Here is a 17,916-nt window from a genome sequence, read left to right as displayed (position 1 = left end):
AAATCCAATTTGTTGGGAGCTAACTCCAGTGGCCATCAACCTAAAAACCGATCCAATATCTAAATCCTTTTATCAATACCTTTGGCCAGCGCTAACCGGCATGGTGATCAAGTCTTTTTTCATCATGGGAGATGCTTGGTTCGTCGGACGCGGTGTTGGCCCTGATGGGCTTGGTGCTATCGCGCTAACCATCCCTGCTTTTTCTATATTTACCGCTATCGCGATGATGGTGGGTATTGGCGGCTCGGCTCTTATGTCGATTGAAGTCGGCAAAGGCAATTCGACGTCGGGTCAAACTCTCTTTAGCCAATCGATGCTGAGTACCGCCGTACTTAGCACCATCTCAGTCAGCATCGCTCTGTATTTTCTGGACGACATTATTGCGTTGATGGGCGCTTCTGGATACATGGCTGAACTGACTCACGATTACCTGTCTGTGATGCTGCCATTCTTTGTTTTGTACTCGTTAGCTTGGGTCATGTCGTGCTTTGTTCGTAATGACACCAACCCAAAACTGGCGACTTACGCGATGTCGATAGGTGCCGTGGTCAACCTAGTGTTGGACTACTTCTTCGTCTTGAAATGGGGCTGGGGAATGAAAGGGGCAGCCTACGGTACAGCCATTGCACAAGGTGTCATCGCTTGTATTTTATTAAGCCACTTTGTACGTAAACAAGGCACCTTGGAACTGAGCTTAAAAGGGATTGGTTTTAACAAACTGCCAAGTATTCTAAAAATAGGCACGCCGACTTTCTTCATTGAAGTGACCGCAGCGATGACAATTTTATTGTTCAACTATGTGTTGCTGCATCAGTTTGGTGAGAATCACATTATCGCCTATGGCTTAACCGCAAACATCGGGGTATTTGCGTTGTTTGTGATGGTCGGAATCGCTCAAGCCTGCCAGCCAATCATCAGCTTTAATCATGGTGCTAATCAGCCAAACCGCATCGAAGCAATTTTTCGTTTAGGTTTAAAAAGTGCAATAGGTAGCGGCTTGGTGTTTATGATTATTGTGTACCTGTGTGCGCCTCAAATCGCAGCTCTATATTTAGGTGATTCGAGTGATTTGATTGGGCTAGCTGCAACCGCCTTAACGTTCTTTTTCTTTGCTGTACCACTAATGGGAGTCAACTTGGTGATCGCCAACCTGTTTCAGGCAACGGCGAAGCCTAAGCAAGCAACACTAATCTCTCTTGGTCGTGGTTTTGTCTTCGTCGCATTAGGCATCGTCATCTTACCTAAGCTATTCCCAGAACAAGGGATTTGGGCAAGTATTCTGTTCGCCGAGACCCTAACCGCGATAGTCAGCCTCAGCATGTTACGCAGCTACAGGAAACGCTTTACAGGCTCTTTAGAAAAACAGGTGGCCTAGGAAGTAATCCGTTTAAAGATACTGCTTCTTGACCATCAAATAGCACATACAAAAAAGCTCCAATAGCGATATTGGAGCTTTTTATTTGCCTCTATCTAGCGTTAACGCCAGCTAAACATTCGCACTTCATTGCCTTCTTCAGGTGTCTTAGGAATGTTTAAAGACAACGCCAAAGAAACCGCCGCCATCGCAGCACCGATGTAGAAAACCGTTGCAGGGGACGATAACCAAATCACACCAAACACGACCGGAATAACAACCGCGGCTATATGGTTGATGGTGAAAGAGACACCAGCGGTTGATGCCATGTCTGCAGGGTCTGCGATTTTCTGGAAGTAAGTTTTGATCGCCAGCGCCAATGCAAAGAACAGGTGATCGATCACGTAAAGTGCCGCCGCCCATTCCGCGCTTTGCACCAAACCATAACCGACAAATACACCGATCAAGCCAACATACTCGAAGATCAACGCTTTACGCTCGCCAACCACACCGATAAATCGACCAATGCGCTTCGCAAACAAGAAGTTAAATAGGTAGTTAACTAAGAACAACAATGTGACGTCGGCAGCCGAATAACCGAACTTCTCTACCATCAAGAAGCCTGCAAATACGGTGAAAATTTGTCGTCTCGCGCCGCTCATAAACGTTAGCGCGTAGTAGAGCCAGTAACGCTTACGCAGTACCAACTTCTTATTCTGTGGCGTCTTGGTCTGAAACTCAGGGAAGCCAAAGGTCATCACCAAAACCAGAATAAAACCAATACCACCAGTGATGCCGTACACCCAAGCAAAATCGAGCTTTAGCTGTTCTAGCATCACCCAGATAGATCCGTAAGTGATTAAGGATGCCAGTGCGCCGACGGAGATCATCTTACCTAGCATCTCAGGCGCTTCTTCTTTACTCAGCCATTGCAGTGACAAAGACTGCTTCAGCGTTTCAAAATAGTGGAAACCCGTCGACATCAAAATAGTGGTAAGCAAAAGGCCTGTCAGTGAAGGGAACAGACCCGTAATCGCGGTGCCCACAGTGAGCATCGCTAACGATATCAACATGAAGCGTTGCTCACGAATGAATGCCAACACAAACACCACGGTAAACGCTAAGAAGCCCGGAATCTCACGCACACTTTGCAGCAAGCCAATATCCGCACCATCAAAGTTCGCTTTCTCAACCACGAAGTTATTAAGCAAAGCCATCCAGCTCGAAAACGCGATAGGTACAACAATCGAAATCAGTAATAAAAAGTTTTGCGGCGTTTTCCAGCTCGCGGTTCTATCGAACATTGACGGACTCCTGTTCGTCTAATTGAGTGAGCACTCGTAAGGTCAACTGCTCAGTATAAGGGTTAATCTTCCAATGCTCTGGGCTCCAGCCTTTTACGAAACGTTGGAAATCGGCCCACGCCACGTAAAACATTGGTCGCCATGCAGCTTCTACCTCATCGAACGAAAGGTGTGGCTGATAGTACTCTAATGCTTCTTTCAAGTGTTGGAAGTAAGTGTCTAAGACTTGTGATTCAAGCTCTGCGCAATCTTGCGGCCTAATCGCGCTGCTCATAAATAGCGCTAGATCTTTCATCGCACAGCCGTGGCCCACATATTGGAAATCGACCGCAGCTGCGCGCTCGCTTTCCGAATCAAAACAAAAATTAGCGAGCTTGGCATCGCCATGGACTAAGGTTTGATATGGACACTCTCTTAATAAACGGTCGATGTGCTTGGCTTGGTTCTTCAATGGTAAATCAGCCAAGGCATTGAGCTCATCAGGGCGAGTATCTAAATGCCAGTAAGTACCTATTTCCCATAATAATGCAGACTGATCTTGGTCGATATTGATGTGCTTTGCGTGAAAGTTAGCAAGCCATTTAAGGCAAGCATCGCGTTGTTTTTGCTCTTCTCGTGTGTAACTAGATGCCTGATAGTCAGAAGCAGCAAGCACATCAAACTGAGAGGTTAACGGAAAACCAATATCCGCTAAGTCTTGCATCACAATTAGCCACTCATTCTCTTCTAGTTCACATTGCAGCCCAACAGGTACAGAGCAGCGCTCGTCCCATTGTTGGGTGAACGACTGATACCAAGCTGTTTCCACTTGGTAAGAGTGTACCTTTCGTTGGTGAGAGAGTTTGGTGTTCCAGCCTCTGGGGTGTTCGGCTTTATCTGGCAACGCGACATGTTTAACAATCACACTCTTGAGTTCAGCACGGCTTGCTTGAGAAAAGACCAAGCGAACTAACTCGCCATATCCACCCCATAGGCGTTGAATCACTTGGACATCAAATCCTTGATGACAACCCAATGAGGTCGCTATTTTTTGATAAAGCTGATTTTCTCTTGAGCTTGCTGTAGCTTGAGCTCGATTATTCGACGATATTGATTGAGACATATTACTCGTTGTTATGCTTTATCGGATAGAAGATGTGACCACTGTGGCTGCCTATTCATGTAGTGAACCACATAGCTACAAACCGGCACAATTTTGAAGCCCGCTTGTTCGATTTCAGGCAATACCGACTCCATCATCACCTTACCAAAGCCCTTGCCTTGCAGTTCATCTGGAATGCGTGTCGACGTGATATGTAGTACATCTCCGTCCTTTTGATACTTAACGACCGCGAACTGGTTGGGTTCTAGCTCTACTGTGATCTGTTTCACTTCTTGATCCCATTTTACTGCCTGCATTCTCAACTCCTGCAAATAATTGATACGACAAACAATAAAAGTTTGAAGTATGAGTTCCTTGTAATAGACTAACGCAAGTGCATATAAATAAAACTAAGTACTTACAAACACAGCAAATAATTCAGTGCAATCGGCTTAATATAAAATCAGCAATGATAAAAGGCACTCTATAAATCTATGTGAGTACGTCCACTAAATCTAGCACGTAATAACCCCTTGTTAGCAAGTTACCAGTATAACTAACAGACGCATGTTGGCGCATGGAGAACTATAATGAACGCACCCCTGAAGAAGCCTTTGGAGCATAATCAGGCACTTCAAGACCCTCGTAATCGCACCGTTTCCACCATCAATAGCACTGATGCATTGGCCATGATTGAGCACGGCAGTGAGCTGACATTAAATGTCTCGACTCCCGTTGGCACGAAGTTTCTCGCCACCACCAAGTTTATCGGAACGCACAGTGATAACTGTATTGTGGTTGAGGTTCCCGAGGTATCCAATGAAGATCTGAACTTTTTCTTTCAAGAAGGTTTTTGGATGACTGCTCGTGCGTATTCTCTACGAGGTGAAGGCGCGCTTATCCACTTTAGAAGCCAAATTCACCATAAAATTGGTGAACCCTTCCCTATTCTGGTGCTTTCGACACCAAGCACGATGCAAGTGACTCAGCTACGTAAAGAGACACGCTATGAAGTGAATCTGGCTTCAAGAATCATCTTCAACGACCAGCGAGCAAACTGTGAGATAAGAGACTTATCGAAAAGTGGTTGTCGTTTCGTGACCTCACCGACCTCTCGTGCGATTCAGATTGCCGATCGAGTGTCTATTGAGATAACCCCTGAGAACTACAACGGCCCACTGATTCCGCCACTGCGAGGCATCGTCTGTAACCTACAGAAATCGACGCACTACGCTCGATACGGTGTTGAATTTGATGATATTGGCCGAGCTAACGCCAAACACTTATTGGCAAAACTGAAGTTCGATGGCACCAAGCTCTGCTTGCGAAACGGGTAACGCCTTTTAAGACGCGACTTTCACCGAATACGGCAAGCAGACCAAATACAAATAGCTCACTGGCAAACCAAATCGTAACCAACAAAAAAGCCATCGACTCTAGAATCGATGGCTTTTGCGTTTTGGCTGTTTGTTTATTTGTTTAGCTATCTAGATATTCAAACTATTTGCGCAGTGCGTTCAGTTTAGCTTGGGCGATACCAAAGATAGTATCAATTGGATAGCTACCCTCATCACTTGCTTCACCAGCGGCTTTGCCTGTGAACAGTTCAATCGCCTCTGTTACATGGTCAATCGCCCAGATATTAAACTCGCCCTTTTCAACCGCTTTCACGATATCGCTGCGCAGCATCAAGTTGTGAACATTAGAACGTGGGATGATCACCCCTTGTTCGTTTGAACGCCCTTTGATTTCACACACATCAAAGAAACCTTCAATTTTCTCGTTCACACCACCAATAGGCTGAGACTCTCCAAATTGGTTCATCGAGCCTGTAATCGCGATATCTTGACGGTTTGGCTGCTTAGAAAACGCTGACACCACCGCACAGAACTCGGCCATACTCGCACTGTCACCATCGACGCCACCATACGATTGCTCGAAGGTGATGTTAGTGGTGAGCGGGACTTTGGCTGTCTTACCAAATACGGAAGAAAGGTAAGCTGACAAGATCATCACCCCTTTCGAGTGAATGCTGCCACCTAGGTCTACGTTTCTTTCAATATCAATCACTTCACCATCACCGTAAGCGGTGGTTGCCGTGATTCGGTTCGGCGCACCAAACATATGATCCGTCGTGCTGAGTACAGACAGCGCATTCACTTGCCCAACCGCTTGACCATCAACATGGATTAGCGTGGTGCCGTTAGTGAAGGTTTCCATCACACTGTCTTGCAGTCGTCCGACACGCATCTGTTGGTTAGATAACGCTTGGTCGACGTGCGTCGCACGAATCAGGTTCGATTTTGAGCCTCTCGCCACGTAGTTTGACTCACGAAGCAGATTCGCAATGTGTGCCGAGTGCAGAGACAATTTACTTTGGTCACCCGCCTGACGAGAGCTGTGCTCAATGATGCGAGCGATCGCTTTGCGGTCACAGTGCAGCATGTTGTTGTCGTGCACGATGCTCGAAATAAAGCGCGCGTAATGCATTTCAGAATCGGGAGTACGCTTCATCTCATCTTCGAAATCGGCTGTCACACGGAACAGTTCACCAAACTCTGCATCGTAGTGTTGCAGCAGTTGGTACGTTCGGTAATCGCCAAACAGGATGATCTTAACGTCCAATGGAATCGGTTCTGGATCAAGCGATACCGCGCCCGTTAAGGTCACCTCTTTTTCTAATGAAGTGAAGCTCAATTGACGTGAACGCAGCGCTCGTTTCAAGCCTTCCCAAACGTACGGTTGCTCAAGCACCTTCACTGCGTCCATCAGCAATACGCCGCCGTTGGCTCTGTGTAAGCTACCTGCGCGAATCAATGAGAAGTCAGTAAATACGGTGCCCTTGAACGTTGCCGTTTCTACATAGCCAAACAGAGAGTGATAATTTGGATTCTCTTCCACCACGATCGGCAGAGTCTCCTCCTTTTGGCTCACAATCACGTTAACCTTGTAGCGACGCGGCATTTTCTTATCCAAAGAGGCCGTTGCAACTTCTGCTTGCTCCGTGCTCTCTTCTAAGAAGATGTCAGCGTTGTCGACAATGTCTTTACGCAGTGCCGTTAGGTACTTTTTGATGTCTGGATATTGGCTGTAATCCTTCTTCAATTGCTTGATGAAGTGAGTGATCACGTCTCGCGCCGTATCATCATTCAGCTTTTGAATTTTCTCAGTGTACGTCTCTTCAAGTTCCGTCAGTTCACGAGAGATGGTTCGTAGGCCGACTTCCAATCCATCAATAGTTTTATCAAATTGATCTTGTTCTTCCGGCGAAAGCAGATCGAAGCTCTCTTCGGTATGAAGATCATCACCATTCATGGCCACAAACTGGTAATCACCCTGAGTGGTGATCGTCAGGTTGATGCCCTTGTCTTTCGCTTCTTGGCTAATGCTTTCTAAAGCGGCTTGTTGCTTAGCTGCTAATTGGTTTTTAAGCCTGTCAGCACGGCTAAAGTACATCTCGTTATCAAACGCTAGAGGCATACCTTTCAGCAGTTTTCGCATCAATTTTTCAATATCTTGCTTTAAGCTGCTGCCAACACCACGCGGCAATTTCAGTACCTTAGGTGTACGAATATCTTCAAAGTTCGCGATATAACACCAATCAAAAAGCTCCTGCACTTCTTGAGGGTGACGGTTCAGATAGCGCAAGATCATGGTGCGTTTACCCAGACCATTTCGCCCTATCGCATAAATGTTGTAACCCTTTTCCTTGATTGACATCGCGAACTCAACGGCTTTTTGTGCCCGTTCCTGCCCGACGATTTCGTCAATTGGAGCCAGTTCTTTGGTCGACTTACATGGTAGCTTGTCTAAATCCGCTACCTGATACAGCTGTTCTGTATTGAGTCTTTGCATCGCCATCGCCGCCTCCTTAGTCCTTCATTACTTGGGTGTAGATAAAATCAGTGTAGATGTAATTTCCTACAAATTTAGTGACTTACGCTACACAGCCGTTCAACTGAACAAATAACACACAATTTAAGCCATTTTTAGGAATAGCTCGTTATTTAATTCACCAACTTAACATGTGAATGATTTTAATTTGCAATTGATAATAAATATCATTAATATTTTCGGATACTATAAATTGAGGATGTGGATATGGAAATTGAACGATGCTGGATGCACTACCTAAAAGCTGAGCAGTTAATGGAACAAGGTCACTGGCCTGAAGCACAGCGCCTGTATGGTGATGTTCTAACCTCACTTCCTCATCACATCCAAGATGCAGCATACCAAAGTGATATTAAGCCTTGCCAATTTGCCTGCCTGCTTGCCGGGTTGAGAGACGCGAGCGTCGCTCAATCAGAGATACTCAACCGATTAGGTCAGCACCAACAAGCCTTCGATACCTTGAATCAATCTTACGCTCTGATGCAATTTATCTCTCTTGAGAACACTGAGCTGATTCAACGTACCTTTGGGTTATTAGAAAAGCAGAGCGAAGATTTGCTCAATCACCTGATCGCTTTTTGCAGCGCTCAGCGTAGTTCGCATTGGATGCTCGAACTAGAACAAATTCAACGTGCTCATCACCATTTTGGGCAACTTAAAACAACGTCAGAAGTTCAATCTTCACCTAATGTCTTAAATTGATAAGGATATATCATGTCGGACCGGGCCATACTTAAAGTCAATAACCTCTCCGTTAGCTTCACAACCAATGATGGAATCATTGATGCGGTCAAAAAGGTTAACTTTACCCTTAACTCAAGCGAAACCTTGGCCATTGTTGGTGAATCAGGTTCAGGGAAATCCGTCTCTTCCAACGCGCTGATGCGTTTGCTGCCAGATAACGCGATTATTGATCAGCAATCAGACATCGAGTTTGAGGGACAATCGATTCTTGGAAAAACTGAGCGAGAAATGCAGTCGATTCGTGGCGATAGAATCGGCATGATATTTCAGGAGCCGATGACCTCTCTCAATCCTTACCTTCGTGTTGGCATTCAAGTGGCAGAAGCCATTATGTGTCATCGCAAGGTATCGAAATCAAAAGCAAAAAAGCGCGTACTAGAGCTCTTCAACCTGGTTCATTTACCAATGCCAGATCAGACTTACAGCAAGTACCCGCATGAGTTTTCTGGCGGTCAACTACAGCGAATCATGATTGCGATGGCGCTGATCAATGAACCAGATATTCTGATTGCAGACGAACCTACAACAGCATTAGACGTGACCGTTCAGGCTGAAGTACTCTCTCTTATCAAAGAGATACAAGGCAAAATGGGCATGGCGATTCTGTTCATCACCCACGATTTAGGTGTGGTGAAACACTTTGCTGACCGCGTGCTGGTGATGTGTAAAGGTGAGTTGGTCGAAGAAGGACTTACTCAAGAACTCTTCGATAGCCCTAAACACGATTACACACGCATGCTGATTAACTCAATTCCGAAAGGCGCGAAGGTCCCTGTTGAAGCATCTGCTCCCGAACTGCTTTGTGCAGAAGATATTCGCGTGAAGTTCTTGATCAAATCTCACTTTATCAAAAGTAAGAACCAGTATTTCGAAGCGGTTAAAGGCATTTCGTTGAAACTGAAACAGGGCGAAACCTTGGGCATTGTGGGCGAGTCTGGTTCCGGTAAATCAACCCTTGGACGCGCATTGATCGGATTGCTGCCAAGTAGTGGGCGTATTGTCTACAAAGGCCAAGACGTCAGCTTATTGACCGATAAAGAGCGTCACAAGCTTAAGAAAGATGTTCAGATGGTGTTCCAAGACCCTTATGGTTCTTTATCACCACGTATGACGGTTGGGGAGATCATCACCGAAGGCTTAACGGTGCATCAACCTCATCTAACCAAGAAAGAGAGATTAGAAAGAGCGCGCAAAGCGTTGATTGAAGTTCGTTTAGAGCCAAACTCAATTAACCGCTACCCGCACGAATTCTCAGGTGGACAAAGACAACGTATTGCGATTGCTCGCGCGCTGATTCTTGAACCCTCTTTCATTTTGCTGGATGAACCAACTTCGGCACTCGATCGCTCAGTCCAACTGACCGTGATTGACCTACTCAAAGACATTCAAGCCAAGCACAATATCGGCTTCTTGTTCATCAGCCACGACCTTTCGGTAGTGAAAGCACTGTCGGATCGTGTATTGGTGATGCAGAAGGGTGAAGTGATGGAAGAAGGGTCTGCAGAAGAGATTTTCAATGCGCCGAAAAACGACTACACCAAGAAACTGATCGCAGCGTCATTCGACTTAGAAAATAAATCGAAAAAAAATGCCGCATAAAGGGAACTAATCAACATTAACAGCGTCTTATAAGTACATTCTGAATAATCTCCTAATGGATTGTACTCTAGAATGGATATAGCAAAACTGGTTTGGCCGCCAAAAGAAAAATGTCGCATGGATGCGACATTTTTCGTTTCTGAAGGGAAATAATTCATCTTGAAATATCATTCCCTGTCATCAAATCGCTTCATTACACACTATCGATACAAAGACTTAGTCGACTCTCTGACAATTAAATCAATCGGTGGTAATCGAGCTTCATGCCTCTCGCCAGATAACAAGTTCAAGATCGACTGAGCACACACCTCGCCAATCTCTTCAATTGGCTGCCTTAACGTTGTTAACGCGGGTGTGAAATACTTCGACGTTGGCAAGTCATCAAACCCAATCACTGACACATCTTCTGGCACTTTATAACCGTGATCGTGTAGCGCCTTAATCGCCCCGTAAGCGGTTTGGTCGTTGGCTGCGAACAAAGCGGAGAAATGAACCTTAGATTCAATCAACTCTACCGTTTTCTCATAACCAGACTCACTGCTGAAGTCACCTTGTTTGACGAGTTTTGGCATCACTTTAATGCCAGCCTCTTGAAGGGCTTTCTTGTAACCTTCAAAGCGACTTCCCGCATCCGGTTGGCTTGAAAGCCCCTTGATGTGAGCAATGTTCACATGTCCTTGTTGCAGCAAGTGCAGAGTCGCCATATAGCCACCCAGCACATTATCGATATTGATCGAGCGAACGTTATCCTCAACGATGTCGTAACCCACCGCGACAATCGGAATGTCTTGAGCGTACTTGGCGATGTCGTCTTTGGTAATACTGCCCGTCACGATGATCATGCCATCCACATTACTTTTAGCCAGGTACTCCAACGCGTGTATCTCGAGCTTTTTTTGCCAGTGCCCCGTCGCGATCACCAGTGAGTAGCCTTGAGCTATCAGGGTTTTCTCCATGTCGTTGAGGATGCGACTGGTATAAGGGCTGTCAGGGTGTTGCACCAATACACCAATCGTCAATGAACGGCGGTTGATGTTCTCCTGCATTTGAAAGTTAGGTTTGTAGCCAGTGTCTTTGATTGCTTGCTCGATGTTCTGACTTTTATCATCCGACACATAAGTGGTTCGATTAAGAAAACGAGAAACCGTGCTTGGGGAAACACCAGCAAGTCTCGCTACATCGTATACGGTGGTTTTTTTAGTTTTAGTGCGCATTTCGATACCCTAATCCAGTGACATTTGGGGAGCCCGAAAGCCCCCCTCCTATTTCAACCTGCATACCACTGCTTTTGTTGAAACTCATGTCATTTAGTTAATACATGTAGGCGAAAATCATCCCCGGTCTGAAATAACGGCCTGCGGTATATTTCAACCCAGTGCTCAATAGCCATTTATGAAGAACGATGGCTTGCTCCGATGAGATTTCGCCTTGCAGCATACTAACAAATTTATCACTGTCTTTAGTCAGTCTAGGACTCACTCGACCGTCAGATAGCACACACTTTTGTAATTTAAGAGCAGAAAGCCAGTTTTTCGCATCATTTTGTGACAATTTAAAAGATTCTGAAAGATCTTCCTCGTCAAATGAGACTGAGCAGTTGAACCCTTCTGGCGCTGCAAATGGAATTTTTGAATAGTCATACAACGCGGTATACACAGTATCCATCAATGTCTCCGCTTGCTGAGATTTACCCGCCAGGCTCAAGGCTGTCGCGACACTAAATTGCACGCCAATCCACACATCTTGCGCTTGGAACGCTTCATGCGGTGAACCATCAGCCAGTGTCATGTTCGCAACCCCAAGCTTAGGGCTATTGATCTCAAAGTTGTGCTTATAAACATAATCTAGGGCGCGTTGGATATTCTCTTGCGGGAAAATGCCTTCTAGTCCGATTAACTTTAAGTAGCTGTCAGCCAATAGAGCATCGCCAAAGCTGTTGTCTGAATCAGGTACTAAATCTAAGTAGTCTTGTGTAAAGGCTTGTGGCGCAGTCTCGCTCAATAAGCGCTTCTTAGAGACTCTTTGAGACACCTTGCTGATGCTGATTGAAGTATCTGTTTCATTGAGATACTCATTAAGAATGTTCTTATCGGCAACCGTATCGCCAGTCAGTGAAAGCCCTAATGCTTCTAAGTCTTTGTAGCCCAGACCTGTTAAATGCTTAGCTTGAACGGGCGTGACGAAGAAGTGGTAGTAACCCTCTTTGTCATCCCACAAGCTTTGCTCAACTGTTGCTAACGCCTTTTTCGAACGCGTTAAGTAACCACTAGCTAGTTCGCTTTCGCCCATCAATTGTGCAAGCTCACTCGCGGCTTGTAGGCCAGCAACCCAAAGGCTCGCACAGTAAATAGAGATGCCGTGAGACGCGAGGTTATCAAAGGTATCGTCGGTGCCTCGGGTTAGTGGTAAATCATCGCCTTCAGCAATCAAGTTCGATAAGAAATCGATGCTCTCAGTGACAGCCTGCCAGCACTCTTCAACCACCGAGATATCTTGTGTCTTTTGATAGTGGCGGTACACCATAAGAATGTATTTCGGCGCCAAGTCCTTCCACTCTTTCACGTTGTGCCAGCTGTAAGCATCAGGCTGGATGTCGAATGGGCTACCCAAGTCGTGGATTACCGCGCCTCGAATGGCACGTACGCCTTGGTACTTGTCATCAATCAATTCTGCATTAGGCGTCGCTTCGTATTCCCAGTATCGGCGCTCGGTAAAGTCTTCGGCCAAAATAGCTTTCGAGAACTCTTTCATCACGCAGCCATCAAGCTCTGGCAGCAAGTAAAGCAGAGAGAATGAGCCGTAGAAATACACATCCAGAGAGTTAAAGAATGGGTAATCAACACACTCTTTCACTAGGAACTTATCTTCTTTATCCCATACCGTTGATTCGGCTAGGAAAGACAATGAATTCATCGCCATCGTCGCATAGCGCAGTGCCGATTCAGGCTGTGAAATTTTGCGTTGAGCTTGCTCTAAGAAGGCCGTTTGTTGCGCGACGATCTGTTGCTCAATGGTTTCGAGTTTTGGCAACATGTCTTCTAACATAGGCAGAGCCGGTTGCGTTTGCGGGTAGAATTGCGTGTAAGCCTTGTCTGAATGCCAGCCATTAAGCATGACTTTGCTGTGAGCCATCACTTGAGCAAAACGCAGATCAACAGACTCACCCGCTTCCAATTCAACCTGAACCACAACCAATGCGCTCAACGCTTCACGCCCTGTGTAAATTCCTGTTTGGAATTCAGCGTTGGTACGGCCTGTTTTCAGTGCGAACTCTGTTTGTTCCGCTGTCTTAGAGGTATAAAGCGTTGGCTTGACAGAAATCGAAACCTTGCCAGATTCTGTCAGTTGATTATCCGCTTGAACACCAAACACCACTTCACCTTCAATATCGCTTTGATAAGGCGATTGGCTGGTCAGTTGAACACCCGTAAAGCTACGACTTTCACCCTTTAAGTTAACCGTTTGATGCTGCTGAGCAATTGGGTTTTGAGACAAGGTACACGCCGAATCTTGAATGCCATCACGACCTTTTTGATAGGTTGAGCCAATCAAGTTTTGTAGCGGCTGAGCAAGCGTAATCACACGTGTTTGCGATGAATCATTGGTTAATTCAAAGTGATTCCAGTGCATAGGCAAAGAACACAGTCGTTTGTCCTCTTTAACGATCGGAGAGACTACCTTACGCTTTATTTTAATATCATCGAAACTACTATATTTATATTCAGCCAATGGATATAAAGCTTGATATTCTATATCCCTACCATTAACACTACCTGTATCATTATTTTCACCCGCAGTAAGTGATAATAATCTCGTTGTGTCATTAATTAATAAACCATTAAAGAAATCCAAGGCGACATATAATTGACAAATAATCGACGATGAATCTTCTTCAATCAATAATTTAGTCTTATTTGAAAACTCAACGTTCCACTTTATAAAGTTAGATTTATTATCTTGGTAGAAGTGACCATTTTTCAATGCCGCGCGAATGTGGTTAATCGCATTCGACATTTCTGAGCTTTCAATCTTCTTACCATCAAACAAAGCAGGATAGAAGTTTAGGTGAACACTCAGCTCTTGCTCATCAATGACTTGTAGCGTGTCGATGGTTGGTACATCCATCACCGACGCATAAAAATCATTAAAATTAACCACTTGCTCTGAGCAATCAACAAATATACCTGGAATAAAACTGAAGTTCGGTGTGTTACCATTTGGCGTCAGTGTAAATGTGTTACCAATCCCGCCTACCGCCATGCCAGTGTTTTCTGGCGTAGTGGAAATTGGCGTGTACCAAGGTTGAATAAATTCAACTGCATCACCTTTTTTGCAAAGGTGTTCTGAATTTCCTGAATAGCTTGTATATGGAATTTTATTATTCATTTTAAAACCGCCATTGAATATTTTTTTCTTCTTGTTAATATCTTTTTAAAATGGAGACATCAACATGTTTAAAATTATAAATGAAAAATTTGGAAATATTGACTCAGTCACATTAATAAACCACCAACATGGTATAGAACTTCAAATAATCAATGGATTTGGCGCTGTTATAAATAAATATATTGTCAACAACAGTCCATTCTCTTTTATTTGTGGTTATCAGAATTATGATGAACTGATCAACCAACATCCGTTCTTTTCCCGCAGTGCTAAATTATTCCCTTTTCCAAACCGTTTAAACTTAGGTCGTTACAGTTTCGATGACCAAAACCATCAACTCCCAGCTAACTTTCCTTGGTCTGATCACGCCGTACATGGCCTGCTCTACAACCAACCGTTTTCAATCACAAACAGCGTAGTTACTGAAGAATCCGCCAGTGTGACGTTGCAGTATCAAACGTCATCATTGCATCCTGCTTTCCCGTTTTCTTTCAGCCTTGATGTCACCTTCGCAATCGACGTTACGGGCAAGCTTACCTCTTCAACAATCGTCTCTAACCTTGGCGATTCAGCCTTCCCATTCGGTGATGCTTGGCACCCTTACTTTTCACTCGGTACGGAACTGGCACAATGCGAACTTTCCATGTCACCGTGTTCCGAAGTCATACATGTGAACGATCTACCCAATGGGGAGAAGCGCGCCTTTGACTGTTTGTCTTTGGGTGGTTCACTCACCAATCAAAGCTTGAATCACTGCTTCGAATTTGATCCCAAAACAACCAATCAACTTACGTTTACACGCTCAGATTTGTCTGCCGCGATTCACTATCAACAAGATGCGAGCTACCCATTCGTTCAGCTATACACGCCCACGAGTGAGCAAAGTATTGCAATAGAACCAATGACCTGCCCTGCTGATGCATTCAATAACCAGATAGGCTTGTTGACGCTTAGCCCGAACCAATCTCAGACCTTCATTTGGCAATGCCAAGCCAGCTATCAACCACAGTGATGCAACCAAAATAAAGCGACACTAAAGAGAAACCAAAAAGCAATAAAGGGCGCATAACGCGCCCTTCTCTTTGTTAACCTAAAACCACCTCGATGATGTGCTCACCAGAGGTAAACACTGGCGCTTTATTACCTGAAATCAGGTCACCATTGACCTTCATTTCAACCACACCCTTACACACGTTATTCGGGTTAGTGACATGAATATGATAAGTCGCACCACGGAACTGACGACATACTTTGAACTCAGGCCACTCAGCCGGAATACATGGGTCCACCAGCAAGCCATCCACTTCAGGGCGAACACCCAGAATCCATTGCGTACCCGCAACGTATGTCCAAGATGAAGTACCTGAAAGCCATGCATTTCGGCCTAAACCAAACTGCTTATGTTCATCACCCAAAATGTTTTGTGGGTAGCAGTATGGTTCAGATTCAAAGGTATCAATGTCGTCGTTCTTAGAAGCAGGATTAATCTGACGGTAGTACTCGTAAGCACGTTCACCGTTACCCATTTTCGCTTCTGCGATCATCACCCATGGGTTTGAATGCAAGAAGATACCGCCGTTCTCTTTCGCACCTGGTGGGTATGTTGATACGCCACCTAGCTGTGGATCAAAACCGTTGTAGCCCGGTGTTGAAAGCTTGATGCCATTGGTGGTGTTTAGTTTGTTGTAAACCGAGTCTAGCGCTTGCGTTGCACGCTCTTGTGTTGCGAAACCAGAGATCACAGGCCAGCTTTGACCGTTGGTGTAAATCTGCCCTTGCTCGTTTTTATGAGAGCCGATTGGTAAACCTTGCTCATCAAAGTAACGAACAAACCACTCCCCATCCCAACCACACTCATTCACCGTGCTCTGCATCTGTTGGTACTGATCTTTAAACTTAGCCGTCAGTTGCGCTTCGCCACGCAGTTCACACAAGTCCAACATGTCGAGCAATGCTTTGCCGTACATGTTAGCCACCATCATCGACTCAGCACCGGTTGGCAGGTTCACCGTGTCATTCCAGTCAGCAAAACCTAGTAACGGTAGGCCGTGCTCACCAGTATTGGTGTAGGTAAATTCAATCGCGCGGCACAGGTGGTTCCAAACCGTTCCCGTTTCAACTGGGTTGCCCGCTTTGTCTTTTTGATAGAACGGGATCTCTTTATTCAAGAAGTCTGCATTACCCGTTTCTTTCACATATTGCGTCACCGCGTAGATGATCCACAGGTGATCATCGCCGTAATAGTCAGGGCGATCTTCCTCTTCACGAGAGTCACCCGCGTTCGCTTCCATCGTTGATGGGAAGAACTGGTGCATCGCAGAACCGTTAGTGTTCTGAACAGACAATAGACGCTCAATGAACTCACGCGCCTCTTCTGGCATGTGAGTAATCACGCCCAACGTATCTTGCGAAGAGTCACGGAAACCGATACCTCGAGCCCCATAACCAAGCTGGTAAAGAGACAGGTAACGAGACCAGTTTTTGGTTGTGTGACACTGACGTGGGTTATGTACGTTCAACATCGAGTTCATCGCAGGATCTGGCGTTTCAACCTGAACCGCTTGTAGGTAGCCATCCCAGTGTTCAGCCAGTTCAGCGAAAGCCGAGTCAACCACTTGGTGGTCGCGATATTTAGCTAATAGAGGCAATGCTACTTCGAGGCTCTCTTCTTGTGCGATTTGTACAACCGTGCGTTCTGTCTGCTCTGGAGATAACCAACCAAGGCGAAGGTTAAGTGCACCAATGTTGTCGCCACGCAAACACTCGGTGTTGCCTAATTCATCATTGTTTAGTGCTTCTGGCGCTGCCCATGTACCGTAGCCCAAATTGCCTAAGAACGATTGGCGGTCACCATCAAAAGACGTCGCTGGACGATCCGCTGTCATCAGATTCACCGCGTAATCGCGCTTCATGAAAGCATACTGCTCAAGCACGGTATGACCCGACTCTTGTTGGTGCGCTTTAAGCGTCATAGTTTGTGGAACCCAATCGGCATTCAGTAGTTGCTTAAGTGCATCGAAGTGCGTGAATTCGTATACAGGCACCACATCAACGTGCAGCGCTTTATCTGAAATGTTGGTGACCTTGATGTCTTGCAGCAGTACTTGGTCAGCTTTTGGTACGAAGAAGGTCGCTTCACAACGCACACCAAACGCTTCCGCAATGATGGTGGTGTAAGACAAACCGGTGTGGTTTTCAAACTTATCAAGAGGCTTCAGAGTCGGTGTGTAAAAAGGTGAGAACACCTCTACGTTGCCCGCTTCATCACGTACTTTTAGGTAAAGGGTCGAGCCTTTAAAATCAGAGTTTGGCAGTTGTGCAATGTACTTAGTGATACGGTTGAGTGCAGGATCGCCCTTACACAACAATACGCCGCCGTTGCTATCTACAATGCCACCGAAATCTAATGTGCCCACATAGTTACACCATTTGATCGGTGTACACGGTGTGGTTGCTACGTATTCTTTGTTTTTATCGTCAAAATATCCGAATTTCATCATCACTATCCCTAGCCCCTCCCAAATCAGGATGTAGCGCGCCTCGCGATATGAACA

12 protein-coding genes are annotated in these 17,916 nt (G+C 45.5%); 5 read left to right on the top strand and 7 right to left on the bottom strand.

All coding sequences use genetic code 11. The features are described from left to right. Positions 1-28 precede the first annotated feature (28 nt). Complete coding sequence (locus AB4484_RS13205; protein WP_372078614.1) at positions 29-1,375, top strand: MATE family efflux transporter; 1,347 nt, start codon at positions 29-31, stop codon at positions 1,373-1,375. A gap of 101 nt (positions 1,376-1,476) precedes the next feature. Here AB4484_RS13205 and AB4484_RS13200 read toward each other — a convergent pair whose 3' ends face one another. The 3 genes from AB4484_RS13200 to AB4484_RS13190 are packed head-to-tail and all read right to left on the bottom strand — an operon-like array spanning position 1,477 to position 4,056. After that, positions 1,477-2,658, bottom strand: a complete 1,182-nt coding sequence (locus AB4484_RS13200) for an MFS transporter (RefSeq protein ID WP_050632535.1) — start codon at positions 2,656-2,658, stop codon at positions 1,477-1,479. Further along, positions 2,648-3,760 carry a phosphotransferase gene (locus tag AB4484_RS13195; RefSeq protein WP_372078612.1) on the bottom strand — a complete coding sequence of 371 codons (1,113 nt, stop codon included), beginning with the start codon at positions 3,758-3,760 and terminating at the stop codon, positions 2,648-2,650. Before AB4484_RS13195 ends, AB4484_RS13200 begins: the two co-directional genes overlap by 11 nt. A gap of 11 nt (positions 3,761-3,771) precedes the next feature. Next, positions 3,772-4,056 carry a GNAT family N-acetyltransferase gene (locus tag AB4484_RS13190; protein ID WP_372078610.1) on the bottom strand — a complete coding sequence of 95 codons (285 nt, stop codon included), beginning with the start codon at positions 4,054-4,056 and terminating at the stop codon, positions 3,772-3,774. Between the two features lie 273 nt (positions 4,057-4,329). Here AB4484_RS13190 and AB4484_RS13185 point away from each other — a divergent pair, with 273 nt between their 5' ends. Then, on the top strand, positions 4,330-5,076 hold the full coding sequence (locus AB4484_RS13185) for a flagellar brake protein (protein ID WP_017065025.1): 747 nt from the start codon (positions 4,330-4,332) through the stop codon (positions 5,074-5,076). Positions 5,077-5,239: 163 nt separating this feature from the next. Here AB4484_RS13185 and AB4484_RS13180 read toward each other — a convergent pair whose 3' ends face one another. After that, positions 5,240-7,600, bottom strand: a complete 2,361-nt coding sequence (locus AB4484_RS13180) for a Lon protease family protein (RefSeq protein ID WP_372078607.1) — start codon at positions 7,598-7,600, stop codon at positions 5,240-5,242. A 240-nt stretch (positions 7,601-7,840) separates the two neighbouring features. Here AB4484_RS13180 and AB4484_RS13175 point away from each other — a divergent pair, with 240 nt between their 5' ends. Then, entirely contained in the window at positions 7,841-8,335 is a 495-nt protein-coding gene (locus AB4484_RS13175; RefSeq protein WP_029235272.1) for a hypothetical protein, read from the top strand. Between the two features lie 12 nt (positions 8,336-8,347). Beyond that, entirely contained in the window at positions 8,348-9,976 is a 1,629-nt protein-coding gene (locus AB4484_RS13170; protein WP_372078606.1) for an ABC transporter ATP-binding protein, read from the top strand. A 200-nt stretch (positions 9,977-10,176) separates the two neighbouring features. On the opposite strand, the gene AB4484_RS13165 is transcribed toward AB4484_RS13170, so the two are convergent. Both AB4484_RS13165 and AB4484_RS13160 read right to left on the bottom strand, forming a co-directional pair. Further along, entirely contained in the window at positions 10,177-11,190 is a 1,014-nt protein-coding gene (locus AB4484_RS13165; RefSeq protein WP_048611919.1) for a LacI family DNA-binding transcriptional regulator, read from the bottom strand. A gap of 97 nt (positions 11,191-11,287) precedes the next feature. Next, on the bottom strand, positions 11,288-14,362 hold the full coding sequence (locus AB4484_RS13160; protein ID WP_372078604.1) for a GH116 family glycosyl hydrolase: 3,075 nt from the start codon (positions 14,360-14,362) through the stop codon (positions 11,288-11,290). Positions 14,363-14,426: 64 nt separating this feature from the next. On the opposite strand from AB4484_RS13160, the gene AB4484_RS13155 reads away from it, so the two are divergent. Then, the gene (locus AB4484_RS13155) at positions 14,427-15,374 is read left to right on the top strand and encodes an aldose 1-epimerase (RefSeq protein WP_372078602.1); all 948 of its coding nucleotides are present in this window, start codon (positions 14,427-14,429) and stop codon (positions 15,372-15,374) included. A 73-nt stretch (positions 15,375-15,447) separates the two neighbouring features. On the opposite strand, the gene AB4484_RS13150 is transcribed toward AB4484_RS13155, so the two are convergent. Then, the gene (locus AB4484_RS13150; RefSeq protein WP_372078600.1) at positions 15,448-17,862 is read right to left on the bottom strand and encodes a GH36-type glycosyl hydrolase domain-containing protein; all 2,415 of its coding nucleotides are present in this window, start codon (positions 17,860-17,862) and stop codon (positions 15,448-15,450) included. Between the last annotated feature and the right edge of the window lie 54 nt (positions 17,863-17,916).

The organism is Vibrio sp. 10N.261.46.A3, assembly GCF_041472995.1.
Lineage (GTDB): Bacteria > Pseudomonadota > Gammaproteobacteria > Enterobacterales > Vibrionaceae > Vibrio > Vibrio coralliirubri.
Note: the sequence above shows the minus strand (reverse complement) of the source record. Positions and strands in the feature narration are given on the sequence as shown.

Bases quoted from the DNA above. Each gene is read 5' to 3' on its own strand.
- AB4484_RS13200 (WP_050632535.1), bottom strand. From the start codon at position 2,658: ATGTTCGATAGAACCGCGAGCTGGAAAACGCCGCAAAACTTTTTATTA.
- AB4484_RS13195 (WP_372078612.1), bottom strand. From the start codon at position 3,760: ATGTCTCAATCAATATCGTCGAATAATCGAGCTCAAGCTACAGCAAGC.
- AB4484_RS13190 (WP_372078610.1), bottom strand. From the start codon at position 4,056: ATGCAGGCAGTAAAATGGGATCAAGAAGTGAAACAGATCACAGTAGAG.
- AB4484_RS13185 (WP_017065025.1), top strand. From the start codon at position 4,330: ATGAACGCACCCCTGAAGAAGCCTTTGGAGCATAATCAGGCACTTCAA.
- AB4484_RS13180 (WP_372078607.1), bottom strand. From the start codon at position 7,600: ATGGCGATGCAAAGACTCAATACAGAACAGCTGTATCAGGTAGCGGAT.
- AB4484_RS13175 (WP_029235272.1), top strand. From the start codon at position 7,841: ATGGAAATTGAACGATGCTGGATGCACTACCTAAAAGCTGAGCAGTTA.
- AB4484_RS13170 (WP_372078606.1), top strand. From the start codon at position 8,348: ATGTCGGACCGGGCCATACTTAAAGTCAATAACCTCTCCGTTAGCTTC.
- AB4484_RS13165 (WP_048611919.1), bottom strand. From the start codon at position 11,190: ATGCGCACTAAAACTAAAAAAACCACCGTATACGATGTAGCGAGACTT.
- AB4484_RS13160 (WP_372078604.1), bottom strand. From the start codon at position 14,362: ATGAATAATAAAATTCCATATACAAGCTATTCAGGAAATTCAGAACAC.
- AB4484_RS13155 (WP_372078602.1), top strand. From the start codon at position 14,427: ATGTTTAAAATTATAAATGAAAAATTTGGAAATATTGACTCAGTCACA.
- AB4484_RS13150 (WP_372078600.1), bottom strand. From the start codon at position 17,862: ATGATGAAATTCGGATATTTTGACGATAAAAACAAAGAATACGTAGCA.